Origin of the sequence: Pseudomonas sp. PA-5-4B, from assembly GCF_021606215.1 — a bacterium.
GTDB classification, from domain to species: Bacteria; Pseudomonadota; Gammaproteobacteria; order Pseudomonadales; family Pseudomonadaceae; genus Aquipseudomonas; species Aquipseudomonas edaphica.
The window spans coordinates 47,842-65,688 of sequence record NZ_WKDB01000017.1; the positions used below are offsets into that span (position 1 = coordinate 47,842).

Here is a 17,847-nt window from a genome sequence, read left to right on the forward strand (position 1 = left end):
GTGTCAGGACAAGTTGCGAGTTCTGCGTAAAAAATCCCACACTACAAAAAATACAAAGCCTACAGGAGCAACCACCGTGAGCCGTCTGCTTTTGAATTGCGACATCGGCGAAAGCTTTGGTAACTGGACCCTGGGTCTGGACGCCGAGGTCATGCCGTTCATCGATTGCGCCAACGTGGCCTGTGGTTTTCATGCCGGCGACCCGAGCATCATGCGCCAGACCGTCAGCCTGGCACTCAAGCATGGCGTGCAAATAGGTGCGCACCCGGCCTACCAGGACCTGCAAGGGTTCGGCCGCCGTTCCATGGCCTATACGCCGCAGGAAATCCAGGACCTCATGCACTACCAGATCGGCGCCCTTGAGGGCATCTGCCGTGCGCAGGGTACCCGCGTCAGCTACGTCAAACCCCATGGTGCGCTGTACAACGACATGATGGCCAAACCGGCGCAACTGCGAGCGGTGATGCAGGCTGTGGCCGCGTATGGCGATTTGCCCTTGATGTTGCTGGCCAAAAGCGACAACAGCGAAGCCCAGGCGATGGGCGATGAATTCGGCCTGACACTGTGGTTCGAAGCCTTCGCTGATCGCGCCTATGACCCTAAGGGCCATCTGGTTTCGCGTCAGTTGCCGGGCGCGGTCCATCACGACGCCGACACCATCGTGCAGCAAGCCCTGACCATTTCCCGTGGGCAAGCCCTGACGGCCAGCGACGGCAGCGCTCTGGTGTTGCAGGCCAACACCCTGTGCGTACACGGCGACAACGCCAGCTCGATCGCCGCTGTGCAGCGCATCCGCGAGGCGTTGAAACCAGCATGAAGCCACGCATTGAAGTGGTGGCCATCGACTGCCTGATGGTGCGTCTGTTTGAGGTGATTGCGGAAGCCAACATGCCGTGGATGCTCGCCGCCACCCAACGTCTGCGTGAAGGTTTTGGTGACGCGCTGGTGGATCTGGTGCCGTCCTACACCACCTTGATGGTGCATTACGACCTCACAGCGTTAAGCCCGGCCCAGGCGCGGGAACTGATCGACCGCGCGCTGACTGACTTGCAACCCCAGGCGCAGGGCAGCGGCCAGTGCCACGTGTTGCCGGTGTGGTACGACCTGAGTGTCGGCCCGGAACTGACGTTGCTCAGCCAGCGCAGCGGGTTGTCGATCGAGCAGGTGATCCATCGCCACAGTGCCCACGAATACCAAGTCTTTGCCCTCGGCTTCGCGCCCGGTTTTGCCTTTATGGGCTTGGTCGACGAAATCCTCGCCACACCACGCCTCAACACGCCGCGTAAACGCGTGGCGGCCGGCAGTGTCGGCATTGCCGAGCGGCAAACCGCCGCCTACCCGGTGGTGTCGCCGGGCGGCTGGAACCTGATCGGTCGCACCCCGGCCAAACTGTTCGACCGCGAGCGTGACGGCTACAGCCTGATGCAGCCGGGCGATACCGTGCGTTTCGAAGCGGTCGGCCACGCCGAATTCATCCATTTGGGTGGCGATGACACGCCGTTGGAGGCGCAGGCATGAGCCGCTTGTTGATCGAGGCCAGCACGCCGCTGTGCCTGTTACAGGACGCCGGACGCTTTGGCGTGCGCCACCTGGGCGTGACCCAGGGCGGTGCGCTGGACTGGGTGTCGATGTCTTGGGCCAATTGGTTGCTGGGTAATACGCTGGATGCACCGGTGGTGGAAATCACCTTGGGCGGGTTTACCGTGCAGGCCGAAGACTATTGTTTGCTGGCATTGGCCGGGGCGGATTTGGGCGCCTATATCGACGAACGCGCCATCAGTCCCGGGCGCAGTTTTATCCTGCAAAAGGGTCAGCGTCTGCGCTTTACCCAGCCATTCAGTGGTGCGCGGGCTTACCTGGCGGCGCCCGGCGGGTTTGATGCGCCGGCTGTGCTGGGCAGTTGTTCCACGGTGGTACGTGAGGCATTGGGTGGGCTGGACGGTTTCGGCAAGGCCTTGGCCGAAGGCGGGCGGTTGGTTTATTTCGGTACGGGCGGCGCGATGAACGTGCTGAGCACGCCTGATCTGCCGGCAAAAGCGCCGCTGGACGTGATTGTCGGCGCGCAGATCGGCCAGTTCAGTGGGCAGAGCCTGTTCGATGCATTCAATACCGACTGGTCGCTGGACAGCCGCGCCGACCGCATGGGCATGCGCCTGCTGGGCACGCCGTTGCAGTACCAGGGGCCGTCGTTGATCTCTGAAGGCATCCCGTTGGGCGCGATCCAGGTGCCGCCGGATGGGCAGCCGATTGTGTTGCTCAATGATCGGCAGACCATTGGCGGCTATCCGCGTTTGGGCGCACTGACGCCGTTGGCGTTGGCGCGGCTGGCGCAGTGTTTGCCGGGGGAGAAGGTGAGGCTGGCGCCAGTGGTGCAGGAGACCGCGCATCGGCAGCACATCGAGTTTTTGCAGCGGTTTTTGAATCGCTAAAAGCATCGCAGGCAAGCCAGCTCCCACAGGGGAATGCATTTCAACTTTGGAATGCACTCCCCTGTGGGAGCTGGCTTGCCTGCGATAGCGTCAGTGAATACACCACCTACTTAGACAGAAAACGCATGCCTTCTTCCAGCCCACGCAACGTCAGCGGATACATCTGATCCTCCACCAACTCGCGCACAATCCCTGTCGACGCCGTATAGCCCCAAGTGTCTTTCGGGTACGGGTTAATCCAGATCAGCTTCTTGTACTTGGCCATGAAGCGCTGCATCCACACATACCCAGGCTCCTCGTTCCAGTGCTCGACACTGCCGCCGGCCTGGGTGATTTCATACGGCGCCATCGACGCATCGCCGATAAAAATCACTTTGTAGTCGGCGCCGTACTTGTGCAGCAGGTCCTGGGTAGAGGTGCGCTCTGAAGTGCGGCGCTGGTTGTTCTTCCACACCGACTCGTACACGAAGTTGTGGAAGTAGAAGTACTCCAGGTGCTTGAACTCGGTTTTGCACGCCGAAAACAGCTCTTCGCAGATCTTCACGTGAGCGTCCATCGAGCCGCCGATATCGAACAGCAGCAACAGCTTGATGGTGTTGCGCCGCTCCGGGCGCATCTGGATATTCAGCAAGCCGGCATCCCGCGCCGTGTGGTCGATGGTGCCGTCGATATCCAGCTCTTCAGCCGCACCCTGACGCGCAAATTTGCGCAGGCGGCGCAGGGCGATCTTGATATTGCGCGTGCCCAGCTCGACCTGATCGTCGAGGTTCTTGTATTCGCGCTGGTCCCAGACCTTTACGGCTTTGCCCTGGCGTTTGCCGGCATCACCAACCCGGATACCTTCCGGGTTGTAGCCGCCGGAGCCAAACGGGCTGGTGCCCCCGGTGCCGATCCACTTGTTGCCGCCGGCGTGGCGTTCTTTCTGTTCTTCCAGGCGTTTCTTGAATTCTTCGATCAACTTGTCCAGGCCGCCAAGGGACTGGATCTGCGCGCGTTCCTCATCGGTCAGCGAGCGTTCGAATTCCTTGCGCAGCCATTCTTCAGGGATCAACGCCTGCAGGTGGTCGTCGAGCTTTTCCAGCCCATTGAAATAGGCGCCGAACGCACGGTCGAATTTGTCGAAGTGCCGTTCGTCCTTGACCAGAATCGCCCGGGCCAAGTAATAAAACTCGTCCATGTCAGCGAAGACCACGCGCTGTTTAAGCGCGTTGATCAGGTCGAGCAGCTCGCGCACCGACACCGGCACCTTGGCGGCGCGCATCTCATTGAACAGGTTGAGCAGCATCAGCGATTACCGCGACGGCTCATGAACGCCAGACGCTCCAGCAACTGCACGTCTTGCTCGTTCTTGACCAGGGCACCGGCCAGCGGCGGAATAGCCTTGGTCGGGTCGCGCTCGCGCAGCACCGCTTCGCCGATGTTGTCGGCCATCAGCAGCTTGAGCCAGTCGACCAGTTCGGAGGTGGACGGCTTTTTCTTCAGGCCCGGCACTTTGCGCACGTCGAAGAACACGTCCAGCGCTTCGCTGACCAAATCCTTCTTGATATCGGGGTAGTGCACGTCGACGATCTTTTGCAGGGTGCTGCGGTCGGGGAACGCAATGTAATGGAAGAAGCAGCGGCGCAGGAACGCGTCCGGCAGCTCTTTTTCGTTGTTGGAGGTAATGATGATGATCGGGCGTTTCTTGGCCTTGATGGTCTCGTCGATTTCGTAGACGTAGAACTCCATCTTGTCGAGTTCTTGCAGCAGGTCGTTGGGGAACTCGATGTCGGCCTTGTCGATTTCATCGATTAGCAGGATCACGCGCTCCTCGGACTCGAAGGCTTCCCAGAGCTTGCCCTTTTTCAGGTAATTGCGCACATCGTGGACTTTCTCGTTGCCCAGTTGCGAGTCGCGCAGGCGGCTGACCGCGTCGTACTCATACAGGCCCTGATGCGCCTTGGTGGTCGACTTGATGTGCCAGGTGATGAGCTTGGCACCAAAGGACTCGGCCAATTGCTCGGCGAGCATGGTTTTGCCGGTGCCCGGTTCGCCCTTGACCAGCAGCGGCCGCTCCAGGGTGATGGCGGCGTTGACGGCCAGTTTCAGGTCATCGGTAGCCACATAGGCCTGGGTGCCTTCGAACTTCATCGGTCATTCCTCGAATTCATCAATGCCCGGACTATACCGCGCAGCCCCGGCGACTGTGAACGCAGACGGGTTATTCAGTCTCTGAATGGCCGGTCACATCGCAGGCCAACGGGCGGGGGTTATGCTGATGCTTATGTGGGAGCTGGCTTGCCTGCGATGCGAGCACCTCGGTGATTCAGGCAGACTGAGTTGATGCTATCGCAGGCAAGCCAGCTCCCACACAAGCCAGCTCCCAGGGTTAGTTGGCGGAAGGCTTGGGTTGTTCGTAGCGCGCATTGAACGCCTGGATGAAGCCATTACGCAAAATCGCCAAAAATGCGGAGAACGCGCTGATATCTTGCTGATGCACGCTGCCACTGAGTTCCACGCGGGTGGCAAACTGGTTTTTGTTCTGGTTCTTGAGCACGGTTTCGCTGGTGCCTACCACGGCTTCCCAGATCGAGCGGAAGATGTTTTTGTCCTTGTTCTCCACGTCCTGTTTCCAGTCGAACACTTCTACATCGCGCAGCAGCGGCTTGATATAGCCAGTGAGCTGGCCTTTTTCCGCTTGGGCTTCAATCACCACGTCGCCGGTGCCAGCCTTGAAGTCGAATTTGCCATAGGCCGAGGCGAAGTCGTTCATGCGTTTAAGTTGCAAGTCGCGGGCGCGGAAGCGGAATTCGAAGTCTTCAAAATTATTTAAAGGATCAAAGGTTGCGTTGGCCTCCATAGGGGCCTGGCCCTGCAGCAGGGCCTTGCCTTCGAATCGCGCGTCGCGTTTGCCTTTGAGGTCTACCACGTTGGTCAGGTTGTACAGACTGGCATTGACCTCGGTGGCCTTGATGTTCACCTGGGGCTTGGAGCTGAAATTATGAAAGGCGATCTTGCCATCTTCAATGCGCACTTCATTCAGCGTGATCGGCAGCAGTTTTTTCAACTGTTGCTGCCAGTCGGTGCCTTTACCGGTTTGGGACGCCTGTTTGTTGGCACCGCCGTCGACGAAGTTGATTTCAGGCTTTACGAAATGGCCCTCGGCGACGACGGCATGGTCGTACCACAGCGAGTGCCAGCTGACGGCAAATTCAATCAGCGGCGCGTTGACGAACGGCACAGGTACTTTACCGTCGACCTTGACGATTTTCAGGCCATTAATGCGGTAGGCGCCACGCCACAAGGCCAGGTCCACGTCAGTGACCTGGCCACGGTAGTCGCCCATGTCGGCCAGCTTGTCGTTCAGGTAATTGCGCACCAGATAGGGCAGGGCCAGGTCCAGGGCGATCAGTACTACCACCAGTACGGCGACGATCCATAGCAGCCCACTGTAGCGACGTTTCATGTCAATGCTCTCCAACGGTATAGGCGATGGACCGCACGCGCGGGCGCAACGTTCCTCTGACTGGACGCCCAAAGGCCTGAGGCATACCCTTGGGGCCTTCTTGAAATTGCCTTAAGGACCCGTCATGAGCCGTATCTTTGCCGACAACGCGCACTCCATCGGTAACACGCCCCTGGTGCAGATCAACCGCATTGCGCCGCGTGGCGTGACCATCCTGGCCAAGATCGAGGGGCGTAACCCGGGTTACTCGGTGAAGTGCCGCATTGGCGCCAACATGATCTGGGACGCCGAAAGCACCGGCAAACTCAAGCCGGGCATGACCATTGTCGAACCGACCTCCGGCAACACCGGCATCGGCCTGGCATTTGTCGCCGCCGCCCGTGGCTACAAGCTGCTGCTGACCATGCCGGCCTCCATGAGCATCGAGCGACGCAAAGTGCTCAAGGCCCTGGGCGCCGAGTTGGTGCTGACTGAGCCGGCCAAGGGCATGAAAGGCGCTATCGACAAGGCTGGCGAGATTGTCGCCAGCGACCCGGCCACCTACTTTATGCCGGCCCAGTTCGAAAACCCGGCCAACCCGGCTATTCACGAGAAAACCACCGGCCCGGAAATCTGGAACGACACCGATGGCGCCGTGGACGTGCTGGTGGCGGGCGTGGGCACTGGCGGCACCATTACTGGCGTTTCGCGCTATATCAAGAACATTGCGGGCAAGCCGATTCTGTCGGTGGCGGTTGAGCCGAGGGTATCGCCGGTGATCACCCAGGCGCTGGCCGGTGAGGAGATCAAGCCGAGCCCGCACAAGATCCAGGGCATCGGCGCCGGGTTTGTGCCGAAAAACCTCGACCTGTCGATGGTTGACCGCGTGGAGCTGGTGACCGACGACGAATCCAAGGCCATGGCCCTGCGCCTGATGCAGGAAGAGGGGATTTTGTGCGGTATCTCCTGCGGCGCCGCCATGGCGGTGGCCGTGCGTCTGGCCGAGAAGCCGGAAATGCAGGGCAAGACCATCGTGGTGATCCTGCCGGACTCCGGCGAGCGTTACCTGTCGAGCATGTTGTTCAGCGATCTGTTTACCGATCAAGAAACCCAGGCGTGATGATCTCCTGTGGCGAGGGAGCTTGCTCCCGCTGGGTCGCGAAGCGGCCCCCAAGAACGGGACTGCTGCGCAGTCCAGCGGGAGCAAGCTCCCTCGCCACAGGTTTGGTGTATATCAGCCGGTCGGCCTGGGCCTTCTTCATAATGGCCCAAGTGTTTATCATGGCCGGCTGCTACGTCTGGTTTCCCGTTGACGGGAGGTTGCTGGCCAGGCGCTTATTTTCAGGAGTTGCTGCATGACCTTTTCTTTGGCCGCCAAACTGTCGGTGCTGGCGTTGTTTATCGGCAGCATTCTGTATGTGCACTTGCGCGGCAAGGCGCGTTTGCCGGTGTTGCGCCAGTTCGTCAACCATTCGGCACTGTTCGCCCCGTATAACGCCTTGATGTACCTGTTCTCGGCCGTGCCGTCCAAGCCATACCTGGATCGCAGCAAGTTCCCGGAACTGGATGTGCTCAAGGATAACTGGGAAGTGATCCGCGAAGAGGCCATGCACCTGTTCGACGAGGGTTATATCCGCGCCGCCGAAAAAAACAACGACGCCGGTTTTGGCTCGTTCTTCAAGAAGGGCTGGAAGCGTTTCTACCTCAAGTGGTACGACAAACCCCTGCCATCGGCGGAGGCGCTGTGCCCGAAAACCGTGGCTTTGGTGAGCAGCATCCCGAACGTCAAGGGCGCGATGTTCGCGCTGCTGCCGGGTGGCAGCCACCTCAACCCGCACCGTGACCCGTTTGCAGGCTCCTTGCGTTATCACTTGGGCCTGTCCACGCCGAACTCCGACGACTGCCGCATCTTCGTCGACGGCCAGGTCTACGCGTGGCGTGACGGTGAAGACGTGATGTTCGATGAAACCTACGTGCATTGGGTGAAGAACGAAACTGAAAAGACCCGTGTGATTCTGTTCTGCGATATCGAACGCCCGCTGAGCAACCGCCTCATGACCGGCATCAACCGCTGGGTCAGCAAGCAGCTGGGTCGCGCGACTGCGCCGCAGAACCTGGATGACGAGCGTGTGGGCGGGATCAACCAGGCGTATGCCTGGAGCAAGACGTTCAGTGACAAGTTCAGTGGTGTGGTCAAACAGTGGAAACGCAAGCATCCCAAGGCCTACCGCATTGCGCGGCCGGTGCTGGCTGTGGTTGTGCTGGTGCTGCTGTGGAAGTGGCTGTTCGGCTGATCTGAACACGGTCAAAACTGTGGGAGCAGGCAAGCCAGCTCCCACATTTGATCTCCCGTGTTGCTTAGGACGCGATCAACTGGCGCAGCACATAGTGCAAGATGCCACCGGCCTTGAAGTATTCCACCTCATTAAGCGTATCAATCCGGCACAGCACCTCAACCTTCTCGCTGCTGCCGTCTTCGCGGGTAATCACCAGTGTCAGGTTCATCCGTGGCTCGATCTCGGCATCGGTAAGCCCAAGAATGTCGATCTTCTCCTTGCCGGTCAGCTTGAGCGCCTTGCGGTTCTGATCCAGCTTGAACTGCAACGGCAACACGCCCATGCCCACCAGGTTGGAACGGTGAATCCGCTCGAAACTCTCGGCGATCACTGCCTTTACCCCCAGCAGATTAGTACCTTTGGCCGCCCAGTCGCGGCTTGAACCGGTGCCATATTCCTGGCCTGCAATCACCACCAGCGGCGTGCCCGAGGCCTGGTACTTCATGGCGGCGTCATAGATCGGCATTTTCTCGCCGGTGGGGATGTACAGCGTGTTGCCGCCTTCTTCGCCGCCGAGCATTTCGTTGCGGATACGGATGTTGGCAAAGGTGCCGCGCATCATCACTTCATGGTTGCCCCGGCGTGAGCCGTAGGAGTTGAAGTCGCGTGGCTCCACGCCTTGCTCGCGCAGGTAGCGCCCGGCGGGGCTGTCGGTCTTGATATTGCCGGCGGGGGAGATGTGGTCGGTGGTCACTGAATCGCCCAGCAGGGCCAGCACGTTGGCGTCCTTGACGTCTTCGATCACCGGCAGTGGCCCGGAAATATCGTCAAAGAACGGCGGATGCTGGATGTAGGTGGAGTCTTTCTGCCACACATAGGTCGCGGCCTGTGGCACTTCAATCGCCTGCCATTGCTCGTCACCGGCAAACACTTCGGCGTATTCCTTGTGGAACATGCCGGTGCTGACCTGCGCGACCGCGTCGGCAATCTCTTTGCTGCTCGGCCAGATGTCTTTGAGGTACACCGGCTTGCCGTCTTTGCCTTCGCCCAGCGGCTCGCTGCTGATGTCGATGCGCACGGTGCCGGCCAAGGCATAGGCGACCACCAGCGGCGGCGAGGCCAGCCAGTTGGTTTTCACCAATGGATGCACACGGCCTTCGAAGTTGCGGTTGCCCGACAGCACCGAAGCCACCGCCAGGTCGGCCTTCTGGATGGCTTTTTCGATCGGCTCAGGCAATGGCCCGGAGTTGCCGATGCAGGTGGTGCAACCGTAGCCGACCAGATCAAAGCCTAGCGTGTCGAGGTATTGGGTAAGGCCGGCCGCCTTGTAGTAATCGGTCACCACTTTGGAGCCGGGCGCCAGGGAGGTTTTTACCCAGGGCTTGCGGGTCAGGCCTTTTTCGACGGCCTTTTTCGCTACCAGGCCTGCGGCCATCATCACGCTGGGGTTGGAGGTGTTGGTGCAGGAGGTAATCGCGGCGATCACCACCGCGCCGTTTTTGAGGCGGTAGGTGTGGCCGTCGTACTCGTAATCGGTCTCGCCGACCAAATCCGCATTGCCCACGGCAACCCCGCCTCCGCCTTCACTTTCCAGGCGGCCTTCTTCTTTGCTGGCGGGTTTGAACTGCAGGTCGAGGAAGTCCGTGAACGCCTGGCCAACATTGGGCAGTGACACGCGGTCCTGCGGGCGTTTCGGCCCAGCCAGGCTGGCTTCGACACTGCCCATGTCCAGCGCCAGGGTGTCGGTAAACACCGGTTCCTGGCCGGCGTTGCGCCACAGGCCTTGGGCCTTGGTGTAGGCCTCCACCAACTTGACGGTTTCTGCCGGGCGGCCGGACAGGCGCAGGTAGTCCAGCGTCACCTCGTCCACCGGGAAAAAGCCACATGTGGCGCCGTATTCCGGGGCCATGTTGGCGATGGTAGCGCGGTCGGCCAGGGGCAGGTCGGCCAAGCCGTCGCCATAGAATTCGACGAATTTACCGACCACGCCTTTCTTACGCAGCATCTGGGTGACGGTCAGCACCAGGTCGGTGGCAGTAATACCTTCTTTCAATTTGCCGGTCAGTTTGAAGCCGATCACTTCCGGAATCAGCATCGACACCGGCTGGCCGAGCATCGCCGCTTCCGCTTCGATACCGCCCACGCCCCAGCCCAGTACGCCGAGGCCGTTGATCATGGTGGTGTGGGAGTCGGTGCCCACCAACGTGTCGGGGAAGGCGTAAGTGCGGCCGTCTTCGTCCTTGGTCCACACCGTGCGCCCCAGGTACTCAAGGTTGACCTGGTGGCAGATGCCCGTGCCCGGTGGCACTACGCTGAAGTTGTCGAACGCACTTTGGCCCCAGCGCAGGAAGGCGTAGCGTTCGCCGTTGCGCTGCATCTCGATGTCGACGTTCTGTTCAAAGGCGCTGGTGCTGCCGAACTTGTCGACCATCACCGAGTGGTCAATCACCAGGTCCACGGGGGACAGCGGGTTGATGCGCTGCGGGTCGCCACCGGCCTTGGCCACGGCGGCGCGCATGGCGGCCAGGTCGACCACGGCGGGCACACCGGTGAAGTCTTGCATCAATACGCGAGCCGGGCGGTACTGGATCTCGCGGTCGGACTGGCGCTCTTTGAGCCAGGCGGCGATGGCCTTGAGGTCGGCGCCGGTGACGGTCTTGTTGTCTTCCCAGCGCAGCAGGTTTTCCAGCAGCACCTTGAGGGACATCGGCAGCTTGTCCAGGTCACCCAGGCTCTTGGTGGCTTCGGGCAAGCTGAAGTAGTGGTAAGTCTTGTCGTCGATTTGCAGGGTTTTAAGGGTTCTCAGGCTATCTAGCGATGACATTACATGACTCCTTATGGTCCGCACGGCTACGGACCTGACGGGACGAACAGAGCTTTCAACTTAGCCCTGTTTTCATTAGCAGGCTAATAACTGGACTCTATCGTTAAGTCCAAGGTTCCGAACTCGGCTATCATGCGCGCGTTTTCATGACAGGTATTGCGATAGCGCAAGGCCGGTTGAGTCACCAGGAGAGTTGATGAACACCCTTTTTATGCACTGCCGCCCGGGTTTTGAAGGCGAAGTCTGTTCCGAGATCGCGGAACACGCCGCGCGCCTGAACGTTTCCGGCTACGCCAAGGCCAAGACCGGCAGCGCCTGCGCCGAATTTGTCTGCACCGAAGAAGACGGCGCCCAGCGCCTCATGCACGGCCAGCGCTTTGCCGAGCTGATCTTCCCAAGGCAGTGGGCGCGCGGGGTATTCATCGACCTGCCGGAAACCGACCGCATCAGCGTGATCCTCGCCCACCTGCGCGAATTCCCGGTGTGCGGCAGCCTGTGGCTGGAGATGGTCGACACCAACGACGGCAAAGAGCTGTCGAACTTCTGCAAGAAATTTGAAGTGCACCTGCGCAAAGCCTTGCTCAACGCCGGCAAGCTGGTGGACGACCCGAGCAAGCCGCGCCTGCTGTTGACCTTCAAAAGCGGTCGCGAAGTGTTCATGGGCCTGGCCGAGTCGAACAACTCGGCGATGTGGCCGATGGGCATCCCACGCCTCAAGTTCCCGCGTGACGCGCCAAGCCGTTCGACCTTGAAGCTTGAAGAGGCCTGGCACCACTTCATCCCCCGCGATCAGTGGGACGAGCGCCTGCATGGCGACATGACCGGCGTCGACCTCGGCGCCGCGCCGGGCGGCTGGACCTGGCAACTGGTCAACCGTGGCATGCTGGTGACCGCCATCGACAACGGCCCCATGGCCGAAAGCCTGATGGACACCGGCCTGGTGCAGCATTTGATGGCCGACGGTTTTACCTTCGTGCCCAAGCAGCCCGTGGACTGGATGGTCTGCGATATCGTCGAGAAACCGGCACGTAACGCCGCGCTGCTGGAAACCTGGATTGGCGAAGGGCATTGCCGCGAAGCGGTGGTGAACCTCAAACTGCCGATGAAGCAGCGTTATGCTGAGGTAAAGCGTTTGCTTGAGCGCATCGAAGACGGCTTCAAGGCTCGTGGTATTCGGGTGGAAATCGGCTGCAAGCAGCTGTATCACGACCGAGAGGAAGTGACTTGCCACCTGCGTCGGCTGGTTGATGCAAAAAAACCTAAAGGTCGCTGAAACCCAATGTGGGAGCTGGCTTGCCTGCGATAGCGGTATAACGGTTGAAATCTATGTTGAATGTGCCCCGGTCATCGCGGGCAAGCCCGCTCCCACACTGGAGCGGGCCAGTTTCAGGAGTGATTATGAGTATTGAATTGCCTGTCGACGGCACCCTCGACGCCACCGGCCTCAACTGCCCGGAACCGGTGATGATGTTGCACCAGCACATCCGCGACCTGCCGCCTGGCGGCCTGCTCAAGGTGATCGCGACCGACCCGTCGACCCGTCGCGATATTCCCAAGTTCTGTGTGTTCCTTGACCACGAACTGGTGGATCAGCAGGAACAGGCCGGCAAATACCTGTACTGGATTCGCAAGAAGTCCGCTTAAACCAGGCGAATCCGCCGGCGCGCGCTGCGTGCCAGGCGGATAACCAGCATCGCCGCGGCGCAGCTCAAGCCCACGATCAGCCCTTGCCACAGCCCACTCGGCCCACTCGCTGCGCCCAGCCAATCGGTCAGCCCCAGGGCATAACCCACCGGCAACCCCACGCCCCAGTAAGCAAACAAGGTCAGCACCATGGTCACCCGTGTGTCCTGGTAGCCACGCAACGCGCCGGCTGCGGTGACCTGGATCGCGTCGGAGAACTGGAACAGCGCCGCAAACACGATCAGCATCGATGCCACGTGGATCACCCGCGGGTCAGGCGTGTAAATCGTGGCAATCTGTTCGCGAAACAGCAGCATCAGGCTGCAGGACAGGCACGCGTAGGTCAGTGCCGTGCCCATGCCGACCCCGGCGGCAAAGCGTGCTTCACGCGGCTCGCCACGGCCCAATGCCTGGCCGACCCGCACCGTGACCGCCATGCTCAGCGAATAGGGGATCATAAACACCAGCGAGCTGAAGTTCAGCGCGATCTGGTGCCCGGCCACCACGTTGGCGCCCAGGCTGCCGATCAGCAGGGCGATCACCGCAAAGATGCTCGATTCGGCAAATACGGCGATCCCGATCGGCAGGCCGATGCCCAGCACGCGCTTGATCACGGCCCATTGCGGCCAGTCGAAACGCTTGAACAACTCGCTGCTCTGGTACGCCGGTGCCCAGCGGGTCCAGGCGGCGAGGCCGAGCATCATCACCCACATCACAATGGCTGTAGCCCAGCCACAGCCCACGCCGCCCATGGCCGGCACACCGAAGTGGCCATAAATGAACACGTAGTTCAGTGGAATATTCAATGCCAGCCCGCACAGGCCCATGACCATGCTGGGGCGCGTACGGCCCAGGCCATCACTGAAGCAACGCAACACGTAATACAGGGCGATGGCGGGCATGCCGGACGCGATGCCGTGCAGGTAGGCCATGCAGGGTTTGATCAGCTCGGGGTCGACATTCATCGCGTGCAGGATCGGCTCGGCGCTGATCAGCATCAGCAGGGCAGTGATGCCCACCACCACTGCCAGCCACAGGGATTGGCGCACCAGCGGGCCAATCTCGGTGTGGTGACCGGCGCCGAAGCGCTGGGCGACTTTGGGCGTGGTGGCCAGCAGCGTGCCGGTCATCAGCAGGTATACCGGAATCCAGATCGAGTTGCCCAAGGCCACCGCCGCCAGGTCTCGCGGGCTCACGCGCCCGGCCATCACCGCATCGACAAAGCCCATGGCCGTGGTGGCGAGTTGGCCGATCATGATCGGCAGGGCCAGGGTCAGCAGGCTGCGCACCTCGCGACTGACGCGGGCGGGGCGGGAGAGGGTGGCGGTGGCGGTGTTCACGTGCGGTTGTCCAGTAAAAGAGTTGCAAAGGACGGCGAAGTCTACGCCTTGACGCAGTGGTCAGGAAAAAACCTGTGTTGCTGATTTGTAATGCGCTTTCCCGGTAGAGGATAAAACCCTGTGGGAACTGGCCCATGTGGGAGCTGGCCAGCTCCCACACTCGAACCACGCATCCCTGTACACTGCTGGTCCGCGAAAGGAGCCTGCCATGCTGATTGTTGCCGACGAAAATATCCCGCTGCTCGATGCCTTCTTCGAAGGGTTTGGCGAGATTCGCCGCGTACCCGGGCGTTCCATCGACCGCGCCACGGTCGAGCAGGCCGATGTGCTGCTGGTGCGCTCGGTAACCAACGTCAATCGTGCCTTGTTGGACGGCACTCAAGTGCGCTTTGTGGGCACCTGCACCATTGGCACCGATCACCTGGACCTGGATTACTTCAAACAGGCCGGTATCACCTGGTCCAGCGCCCCGGGCTGCAATGCCCGAGGCGTGGTGGACTATGTGCTGGGCAGCTTGCAGACCCTGGCCGAGATCGAAGGCGCCGACCTGAACCAGCGCACTTATGGCATCGTCGGTGCCGGTGAAGTGGGCGGGCGCCTGGTCAAGGTGCTTAAAGGTCTGGGTTGGAACGTGCTGGTGTGCGACCCGCCGCGCCAGATTGCCGAAGACGGTGATTACGTCAGCCTGCAGCAGATTATCGAGCAGTGCGATGTGATCAGCCTGCACACGCCGCTGACCAAGTCTGGTAACGGCTCCACCTGGCACCTGTTTGATCGTGAACGCCTTGGTCGCCTCAAGCCCGGCACCTGGCTGATCAACGCCAGTCGCGGCCCTGTCGTCGATAACGCGGCCTTACGCGAAGTACTGCTGGAGCGCGAAGACCTGCAAGCCGTGCTGGACGTGTGGGAAGGCGAGCCCGAAGTGGACGTCGACCTGGCCGACCTGTGCGTGCTGGCCACACCGCATATCGCCGGCTACAGCCTCGACGGCAAACAGCGTGGCACCGCGCAGATCTACCAGGCTTTGTGCGCCCATATGGGCCAGGAACCCAGTATCCAGTTGAGTGATTTGTTGCCGCAGCCATGGCTGGCCGAGGTGCACTTGAATGCATCGACAGACCCGGCCTGGGCGCTGGCGACCTTGTGCCGCAGTGTGTACGACCCGCGCCGCGATGATGCGGATTTGCGCCGCAGCCTTGTGGGAACCGTGGAAGAGCAACGCAAGGCGTTCGACCTGCTGCGCAAGCATTACCCGGAGCGTCGCGAGATAGATGGCTTGAAGGTGCGGATCAATGGCGAGTCGGCAGTGTTGTCGAACATCGTCACTGCATTGGGCGCCATGCCTTTATAGGACTGTTACGCCTGTGGCGAGGGAGCTTGCTCCCGTTCGACTGCGCAGCAGTCGCAGGCTTTCAGGGGCGCTGCGCACTGGAGCGCCAGCCCGGCCCAGCGGGAGCAAGCTCCCTCGCCACAAAAGGCGGACCACAAAAAACAGGCATAAAAAACCCGGCCATCAAGGCCGGGTCTGAAAGAGCGTGGGCGCGTCAGCCTTGCTTGGCAGGTTTGACCAGTCGCTGTTCCAGGTCGCTGCACGCTTGCTGGATCATTTCTTCGGTAATCTGCACTTCGCGGCCCTTGGCGTCGATATACGAGCAAGGCAGGTGCTGCGGCTGGCGAATCACTTCAATTTTGGCGTCACTGCTGTTTTGCAAGGTCATGGCCTGTCTCCTCATCAGGTTGTGTGCCTAATCTAATACCTGCGCGTGACCGCGCTATTACAACTGCTTACACGATCACCGCTTCGAACGCCCAGTCCAGCAGAAACCGATACAAATTTCCACCCAGGCGTTAGACCGATAGCCTCTAGGCATCAACATCGGCGGGCATAATTAACCTGACGCATTGTTATTTAGCTAAGTTCCCCCAATGTTGGTGTACAGGTTCCTCATCGGTATGCCCGCCATGTTCTCAGTCCGTCAACGCCGTGCCATTCGCCTGGCCAGCCGCTTTATCGCGCCGTACCGCTGGCAGGCACTGGGTGCTTTGTTGGCACTCATCGTCACTGCGGGCATCACCTTGTCCATGGGGCAGGGCATTCGCCTGCTGGTGGACCAGGGGTTCATGACCCAGTCGCCGCACCTGCTCAACCAGTCCATTGGCCTGTTCATGGTGCTGGTGCTGGGCCTGGCCGTGGGTACGTTTGCGCGGTTTTACCTGGTGTCGTGGATCGGCGAACGGGTGGTGGCGGACATTCGTCGGCAAGTCTTCAATCATCTGATCTACCTGCACCCAGGCTTTTACGAGAACAACCGCAGTTCGGAAATCCAGTCGCGGCTGACCACCGACACCACGTTGCTGCAATCGGTGATCGGCTCGTCGCTGTCGCTGTTCCTGCGCAACGCCTTGATGGTGATCGGCGGCATCGTGCTGTTGTTTGTCACCAACCCCAAGCTCACCAGCATCGTGGTGGTGGCGCTGCCGCTGGTGCTTGCGCCGATCCTGATCTTCGGTCGCCGCGTGCGCAGCCTGTCGCGGCTGAGCCAGGACCGTATTGCCGATGTGGGCAGTTACGTGTCGGAGACGCTTGGCCAGATCAAGACCGTGCAGGCCTATAACCACCAGGTGCAGGACGAACAGCGCTTTGCCATCACCGTGGAAGAGGCGTTTGCCACGGCGCGTAAACGCATCGCGCAGCGCGCCTGGCTGATTACACTGGTGATCATGCTGGTGCTCGGCGCCGTGGGGGTGATGCTGTGGGTGGGCGGTATGGATGTGATCAGTGGGCGGATTTCCGGCGGTGAACTGGCGGCGTTCGTGTTTTACAGCCTGATCGTCGGCAGTGCGGTTGGCACTCTGAGCGAAGTGCTCGGTGAGCTGCAACGTGCCGCCGGTGCCGCTGAGCGGATTGGCGAACTGTTGCAGTCGAGCAATGACATCCAGGCACCCGCCGAAGGCAGCGTGCAGTTGCCGGAGCGGGTCAGCGGTCGTATGGAACTGCAAGACTTGCGTTTTTCCTACCCGTCGCGGCCGGACAGCTACGCCATCGACGGTTTGAGCCTGAGCATCAACCCCGGTGAAACCCTGGCGTTGGTCGGCCCATCCGGCGCGGGTAAATCGACGATCTTTGATTTGCTGCTGCGCTTTTACGATCCGCAGCAAGGCCGCATCCTGCTTGAGGGCCACCCGCTGACCGAACTCGAGCCAATGGACCTGCGCCGTCATTTCGCGCTGGTTTCCCAGAGCCCGGCGCTGTTCTTCGGCAGCGTTGAAGAAAACATCCGTTATGGCAACCCGTCCGCCACCCGCGAACAGGTCGAAGCCGCGGCACGCATCGCCCACGCCCATGACTTCATCCTGCAAATGCCCGACGGCTACCAGACCCATCTGGGCGACGGCGGTATGGGCCTGTCCGGCGGCCAACGCCAACGCCTGGCCATCGCCCGCGCGCTGCTGGTGGATGCGCCGATCCTACTGCTGGACGAAGCCACCAGCGCCCTGGATGCGCAGAGTGAGCACCTGATTCAGCAAGCCTTGCCGCAACTGATGCAGGGCCGCACCACGCTGGTGATTGCACATCGGTTGGCCACGGTGAAGAACGCCGACCGGATTGCGGTGATGGACCAGGGCAAGCTGGTGGCAGTGGGTACGCATCAACAGTTGATTGCGAGTAATCCGTTGTATGCACGGTTAGCGGCGTTGCAGTTCAGTGATGGCGGTGAGGTTGTGAAAAACGAAGGCTAGCTCGATCTATGTGGCGAGCGGGCTTGCCCCGCGTTGGGCTGCGTAGCAGCCCCAAAACCTGCCGACTCGGTCTATCAGTTACACCGCGGCGGGGCTGAATGGGGAGCGCTTCGCACTCCAGCGCAGGGCA

General features: G+C 60.8%; 15 protein-coding genes and 1 pseudogene. 10 read left to right on the plus strand and 6 right to left on the minus strand.

Going from position 1 to position 17,847, the window contains the following annotated elements; genetic code table 11:
- The first annotated feature begins 76 nt into the window (after positions 1 to 76).
- The 3 genes from GIW28_RS10835 to GIW28_RS10845 are packed head-to-tail and all read left to right on the plus strand — an operon-like array spanning position 77 to position 2,429.
- Positions 77 to 817 (plus strand): 5-oxoprolinase subunit PxpA, encoded by a 741-nt coding sequence (locus tag GIW28_RS10835; RefSeq protein WP_017137398.1) that lies wholly within the window; start codon positions 77 to 79, stop codon positions 815 to 817.
- Entirely contained in the window at positions 814 to 1,518 is a 705-nt protein-coding gene (gene pxpB / locus GIW28_RS10840; protein WP_169985545.1) for a 5-oxoprolinase subunit PxpB, read from the plus strand. The genes GIW28_RS10835 and pxpB overlap by 4 nt, the downstream gene beginning before the upstream one ends.
- Positions 1,515 to 2,429, plus strand: coding sequence for a biotin-dependent carboxyltransferase family protein (locus GIW28_RS10845; RefSeq protein ID WP_236446845.1), 915 nt, complete (start codon positions 1,515 to 1,517; stop codon positions 2,427 to 2,429). Before pxpB ends, GIW28_RS10845 begins: the two co-directional genes overlap by 4 nt.
- Before the next feature lie 106 nt (positions 2,430 to 2,535).
- Here the strand turns inward: GIW28_RS10845 and GIW28_RS10850 are convergent, their stop codons facing one another.
- From GIW28_RS10850 to GIW28_RS10860, 3 genes are all read right to left on the minus strand, one after another.
- Entirely contained in the window at positions 2,536 to 3,714 is a 1,179-nt protein-coding gene (locus GIW28_RS10850) for a vWA domain-containing protein (protein WP_138816246.1), read from the minus strand.
- Complete coding sequence (locus tag GIW28_RS10855) at positions 3,714 to 4,559, minus strand: AAA family ATPase (protein ID WP_017137402.1); 846 nt, start codon at positions 4,557 to 4,559, stop codon at positions 3,714 to 3,716. The genes GIW28_RS10850 and GIW28_RS10855 overlap by 1 nt, the downstream gene beginning before the upstream one ends.
- A gap of 238 nt (positions 4,560 to 4,797) precedes the next feature.
- Positions 4,798 to 5,874 carry a DUF748 domain-containing protein gene (locus tag GIW28_RS10860; RefSeq protein ID WP_017137403.1) on the minus strand — a complete coding sequence of 359 codons (1,077 nt, stop codon included), beginning with the start codon at positions 5,872 to 5,874 and terminating at the stop codon, positions 4,798 to 4,800.
- 124 nt (positions 5,875 to 5,998) lie between these two features.
- Here GIW28_RS10860 and cysK point away from each other — a divergent pair, with 124 nt between their 5' ends.
- The 3 genes and pseudogenes from cysK to GIW28_RS10870 all read left to right on the plus strand — a co-directional run bounded on the left by cysK (position 5,999) and on the right by GIW28_RS10870 (position 8,147).
- Positions 5,999 to 6,973, plus strand: a complete 975-nt coding sequence (gene cysK, locus GIW28_RS10865) for a cysteine synthase A (RefSeq protein WP_099548669.1) — start codon at positions 5,999 to 6,001, stop codon at positions 6,971 to 6,973.
- A 4-nt stretch (positions 6,974 to 6,977) separates the two neighbouring features.
- Positions 6,978 to 7,076 (plus strand): annotated as a pseudogene (locus tag GIW28_RS30785) (N-acetyltransferase); the annotation flags it as partial.
- Positions 7,077 to 7,208: 132 nt separating this feature from the next.
- Positions 7,209 to 8,147 carry an aspartyl/asparaginyl beta-hydroxylase domain-containing protein gene (locus GIW28_RS10870; RefSeq protein ID WP_017137405.1) on the plus strand — a complete coding sequence of 313 codons (939 nt, stop codon included), beginning with the start codon at positions 7,209 to 7,211 and terminating at the stop codon, positions 8,145 to 8,147.
- Between the two features lie 64 nt (positions 8,148 to 8,211).
- Here GIW28_RS10870 and acnA read toward each other — a convergent pair whose 3' ends face one another.
- Positions 8,212 to 10,953, minus strand: a complete 2,742-nt coding sequence (gene acnA / locus GIW28_RS10875) for an aconitate hydratase AcnA (protein WP_236447496.1) — start codon at positions 10,951 to 10,953, stop codon at positions 8,212 to 8,214.
- A 196-nt stretch (positions 10,954 to 11,149) separates the two neighbouring features.
- Here acnA and rlmM point away from each other — a divergent pair, with 196 nt between their 5' ends.
- Together rlmM and tusA are read left to right on the plus strand one after the other, a co-directional pair.
- A complete protein-coding gene (gene rlmM / locus GIW28_RS10880) occupies positions 11,150 to 12,226 on the plus strand; it encodes a 23S rRNA (cytidine(2498)-2'-O)-methyltransferase RlmM (protein ID WP_017137407.1) in 1,077 nt (358 codons plus the stop codon).
- Between the two features lie 125 nt (positions 12,227 to 12,351).
- The gene (tusA, locus tag GIW28_RS10885) at positions 12,352 to 12,597 is read left to right on the plus strand and encodes a sulfurtransferase TusA (RefSeq protein WP_058419610.1); all 246 of its coding nucleotides are present in this window, start codon (positions 12,352 to 12,354) and stop codon (positions 12,595 to 12,597) included.
- Here tusA and GIW28_RS10890 read toward each other — a convergent pair.
- Positions 12,594 to 13,976 carry an MATE family efflux transporter gene (locus tag GIW28_RS10890; protein WP_017137409.1) on the minus strand — a complete coding sequence of 461 codons (1,383 nt, stop codon included), beginning with the start codon at positions 13,974 to 13,976 and terminating at the stop codon, positions 12,594 to 12,596. The genes tusA and GIW28_RS10890 overlap by 4 nt on opposite strands.
- A 208-nt stretch (positions 13,977 to 14,184) precedes the next feature.
- Between GIW28_RS10890 and pdxB the strand changes: the two genes are divergently transcribed.
- The gene (pdxB, locus tag GIW28_RS10895) at positions 14,185 to 15,327 is read left to right on the plus strand and encodes a 4-phosphoerythronate dehydrogenase PdxB (protein WP_099548672.1); all 1,143 of its coding nucleotides are present in this window, start codon (positions 14,185 to 14,187) and stop codon (positions 15,325 to 15,327) included.
- A 193-nt stretch (positions 15,328 to 15,520) separates the two neighbouring features.
- Here pdxB and GIW28_RS10900 read toward each other — a convergent pair whose 3' ends face one another.
- Positions 15,521 to 15,694 (minus strand): PA1571 family protein, encoded by a 174-nt coding sequence (locus GIW28_RS10900; protein ID WP_017137411.1) that lies wholly within the window; start codon positions 15,692 to 15,694, stop codon positions 15,521 to 15,523.
- Between the two features lie 235 nt (positions 15,695 to 15,929).
- Here GIW28_RS10900 and GIW28_RS10905 point away from each other — a divergent pair, with 235 nt between their 5' ends.
- On the plus strand, positions 15,930 to 17,717 hold the full coding sequence (locus tag GIW28_RS10905) for an ABC transporter transmembrane domain-containing protein (protein ID WP_169985558.1): 1,788 nt from the start codon (positions 15,930 to 15,932) through the stop codon (positions 17,715 to 17,717).
- The last annotated feature ends 130 nt before the right edge of the window (positions 17,718 to 17,847 follow it).

Coding starts and splice junctions, on each gene's coding strand:
- cysK (WP_099548669.1), top strand. CDS start 5,999: ATGAGCCGTATCTTTGCCGACAACGCGCACTCCATCGGTAACACGCCC.
- tusA (WP_058419610.1), top strand. CDS start 12,352: ATGAGTATTGAATTGCCTGTCGACGGCACCCTCGACGCCACCGGCCTC.
- GIW28_RS10850 (WP_138816246.1), bottom strand. CDS start 3,714: ATGCTGCTCAACCTGTTCAATGAGATGCGCGCCGCCAAGGTGCCGGTG.
- GIW28_RS10855 (WP_017137402.1), bottom strand. CDS start 4,559: ATGAAGTTCGAAGGCACCCAGGCCTATGTGGCTACCGATGACCTGAAA.
- GIW28_RS10845 (WP_236446845.1), top strand. CDS start 1,515: ATGAGCCGCTTGTTGATCGAGGCCAGCACGCCGCTGTGCCTGTTACAG.
- acnA (WP_236447496.1), bottom strand. CDS start 10,953: ATGTCATCGCTAGATAGCCTGAGAACCCTTAAAACCCTGCAAATCGAC.
- GIW28_RS10860 (WP_017137403.1), bottom strand. CDS start 5,874: ATGAAACGTCGCTACAGTGGGCTGCTATGGATCGTCGCCGTACTGGTG.
- GIW28_RS10900 (WP_017137411.1), bottom strand. CDS start 15,694: ATGACCTTGCAAAACAGCAGTGACGCCAAAATTGAAGTGATTCGCCAG.
- pxpB (WP_169985545.1), top strand. CDS start 814: ATGAAGCCACGCATTGAAGTGGTGGCCATCGACTGCCTGATGGTGCGT.
- GIW28_RS10870 (WP_017137405.1), top strand. CDS start 7,209: ATGACCTTTTCTTTGGCCGCCAAACTGTCGGTGCTGGCGTTGTTTATC.
- rlmM (WP_017137407.1), top strand. CDS start 11,150: ATGAACACCCTTTTTATGCACTGCCGCCCGGGTTTTGAAGGCGAAGTC.
- GIW28_RS10905 (WP_169985558.1), top strand. CDS start 15,930: ATGCCCGCCATGTTCTCAGTCCGTCAACGCCGTGCCATTCGCCTGGCC.
- pdxB (WP_099548672.1), top strand. CDS start 14,185: ATGCTGATTGTTGCCGACGAAAATATCCCGCTGCTCGATGCCTTCTTC.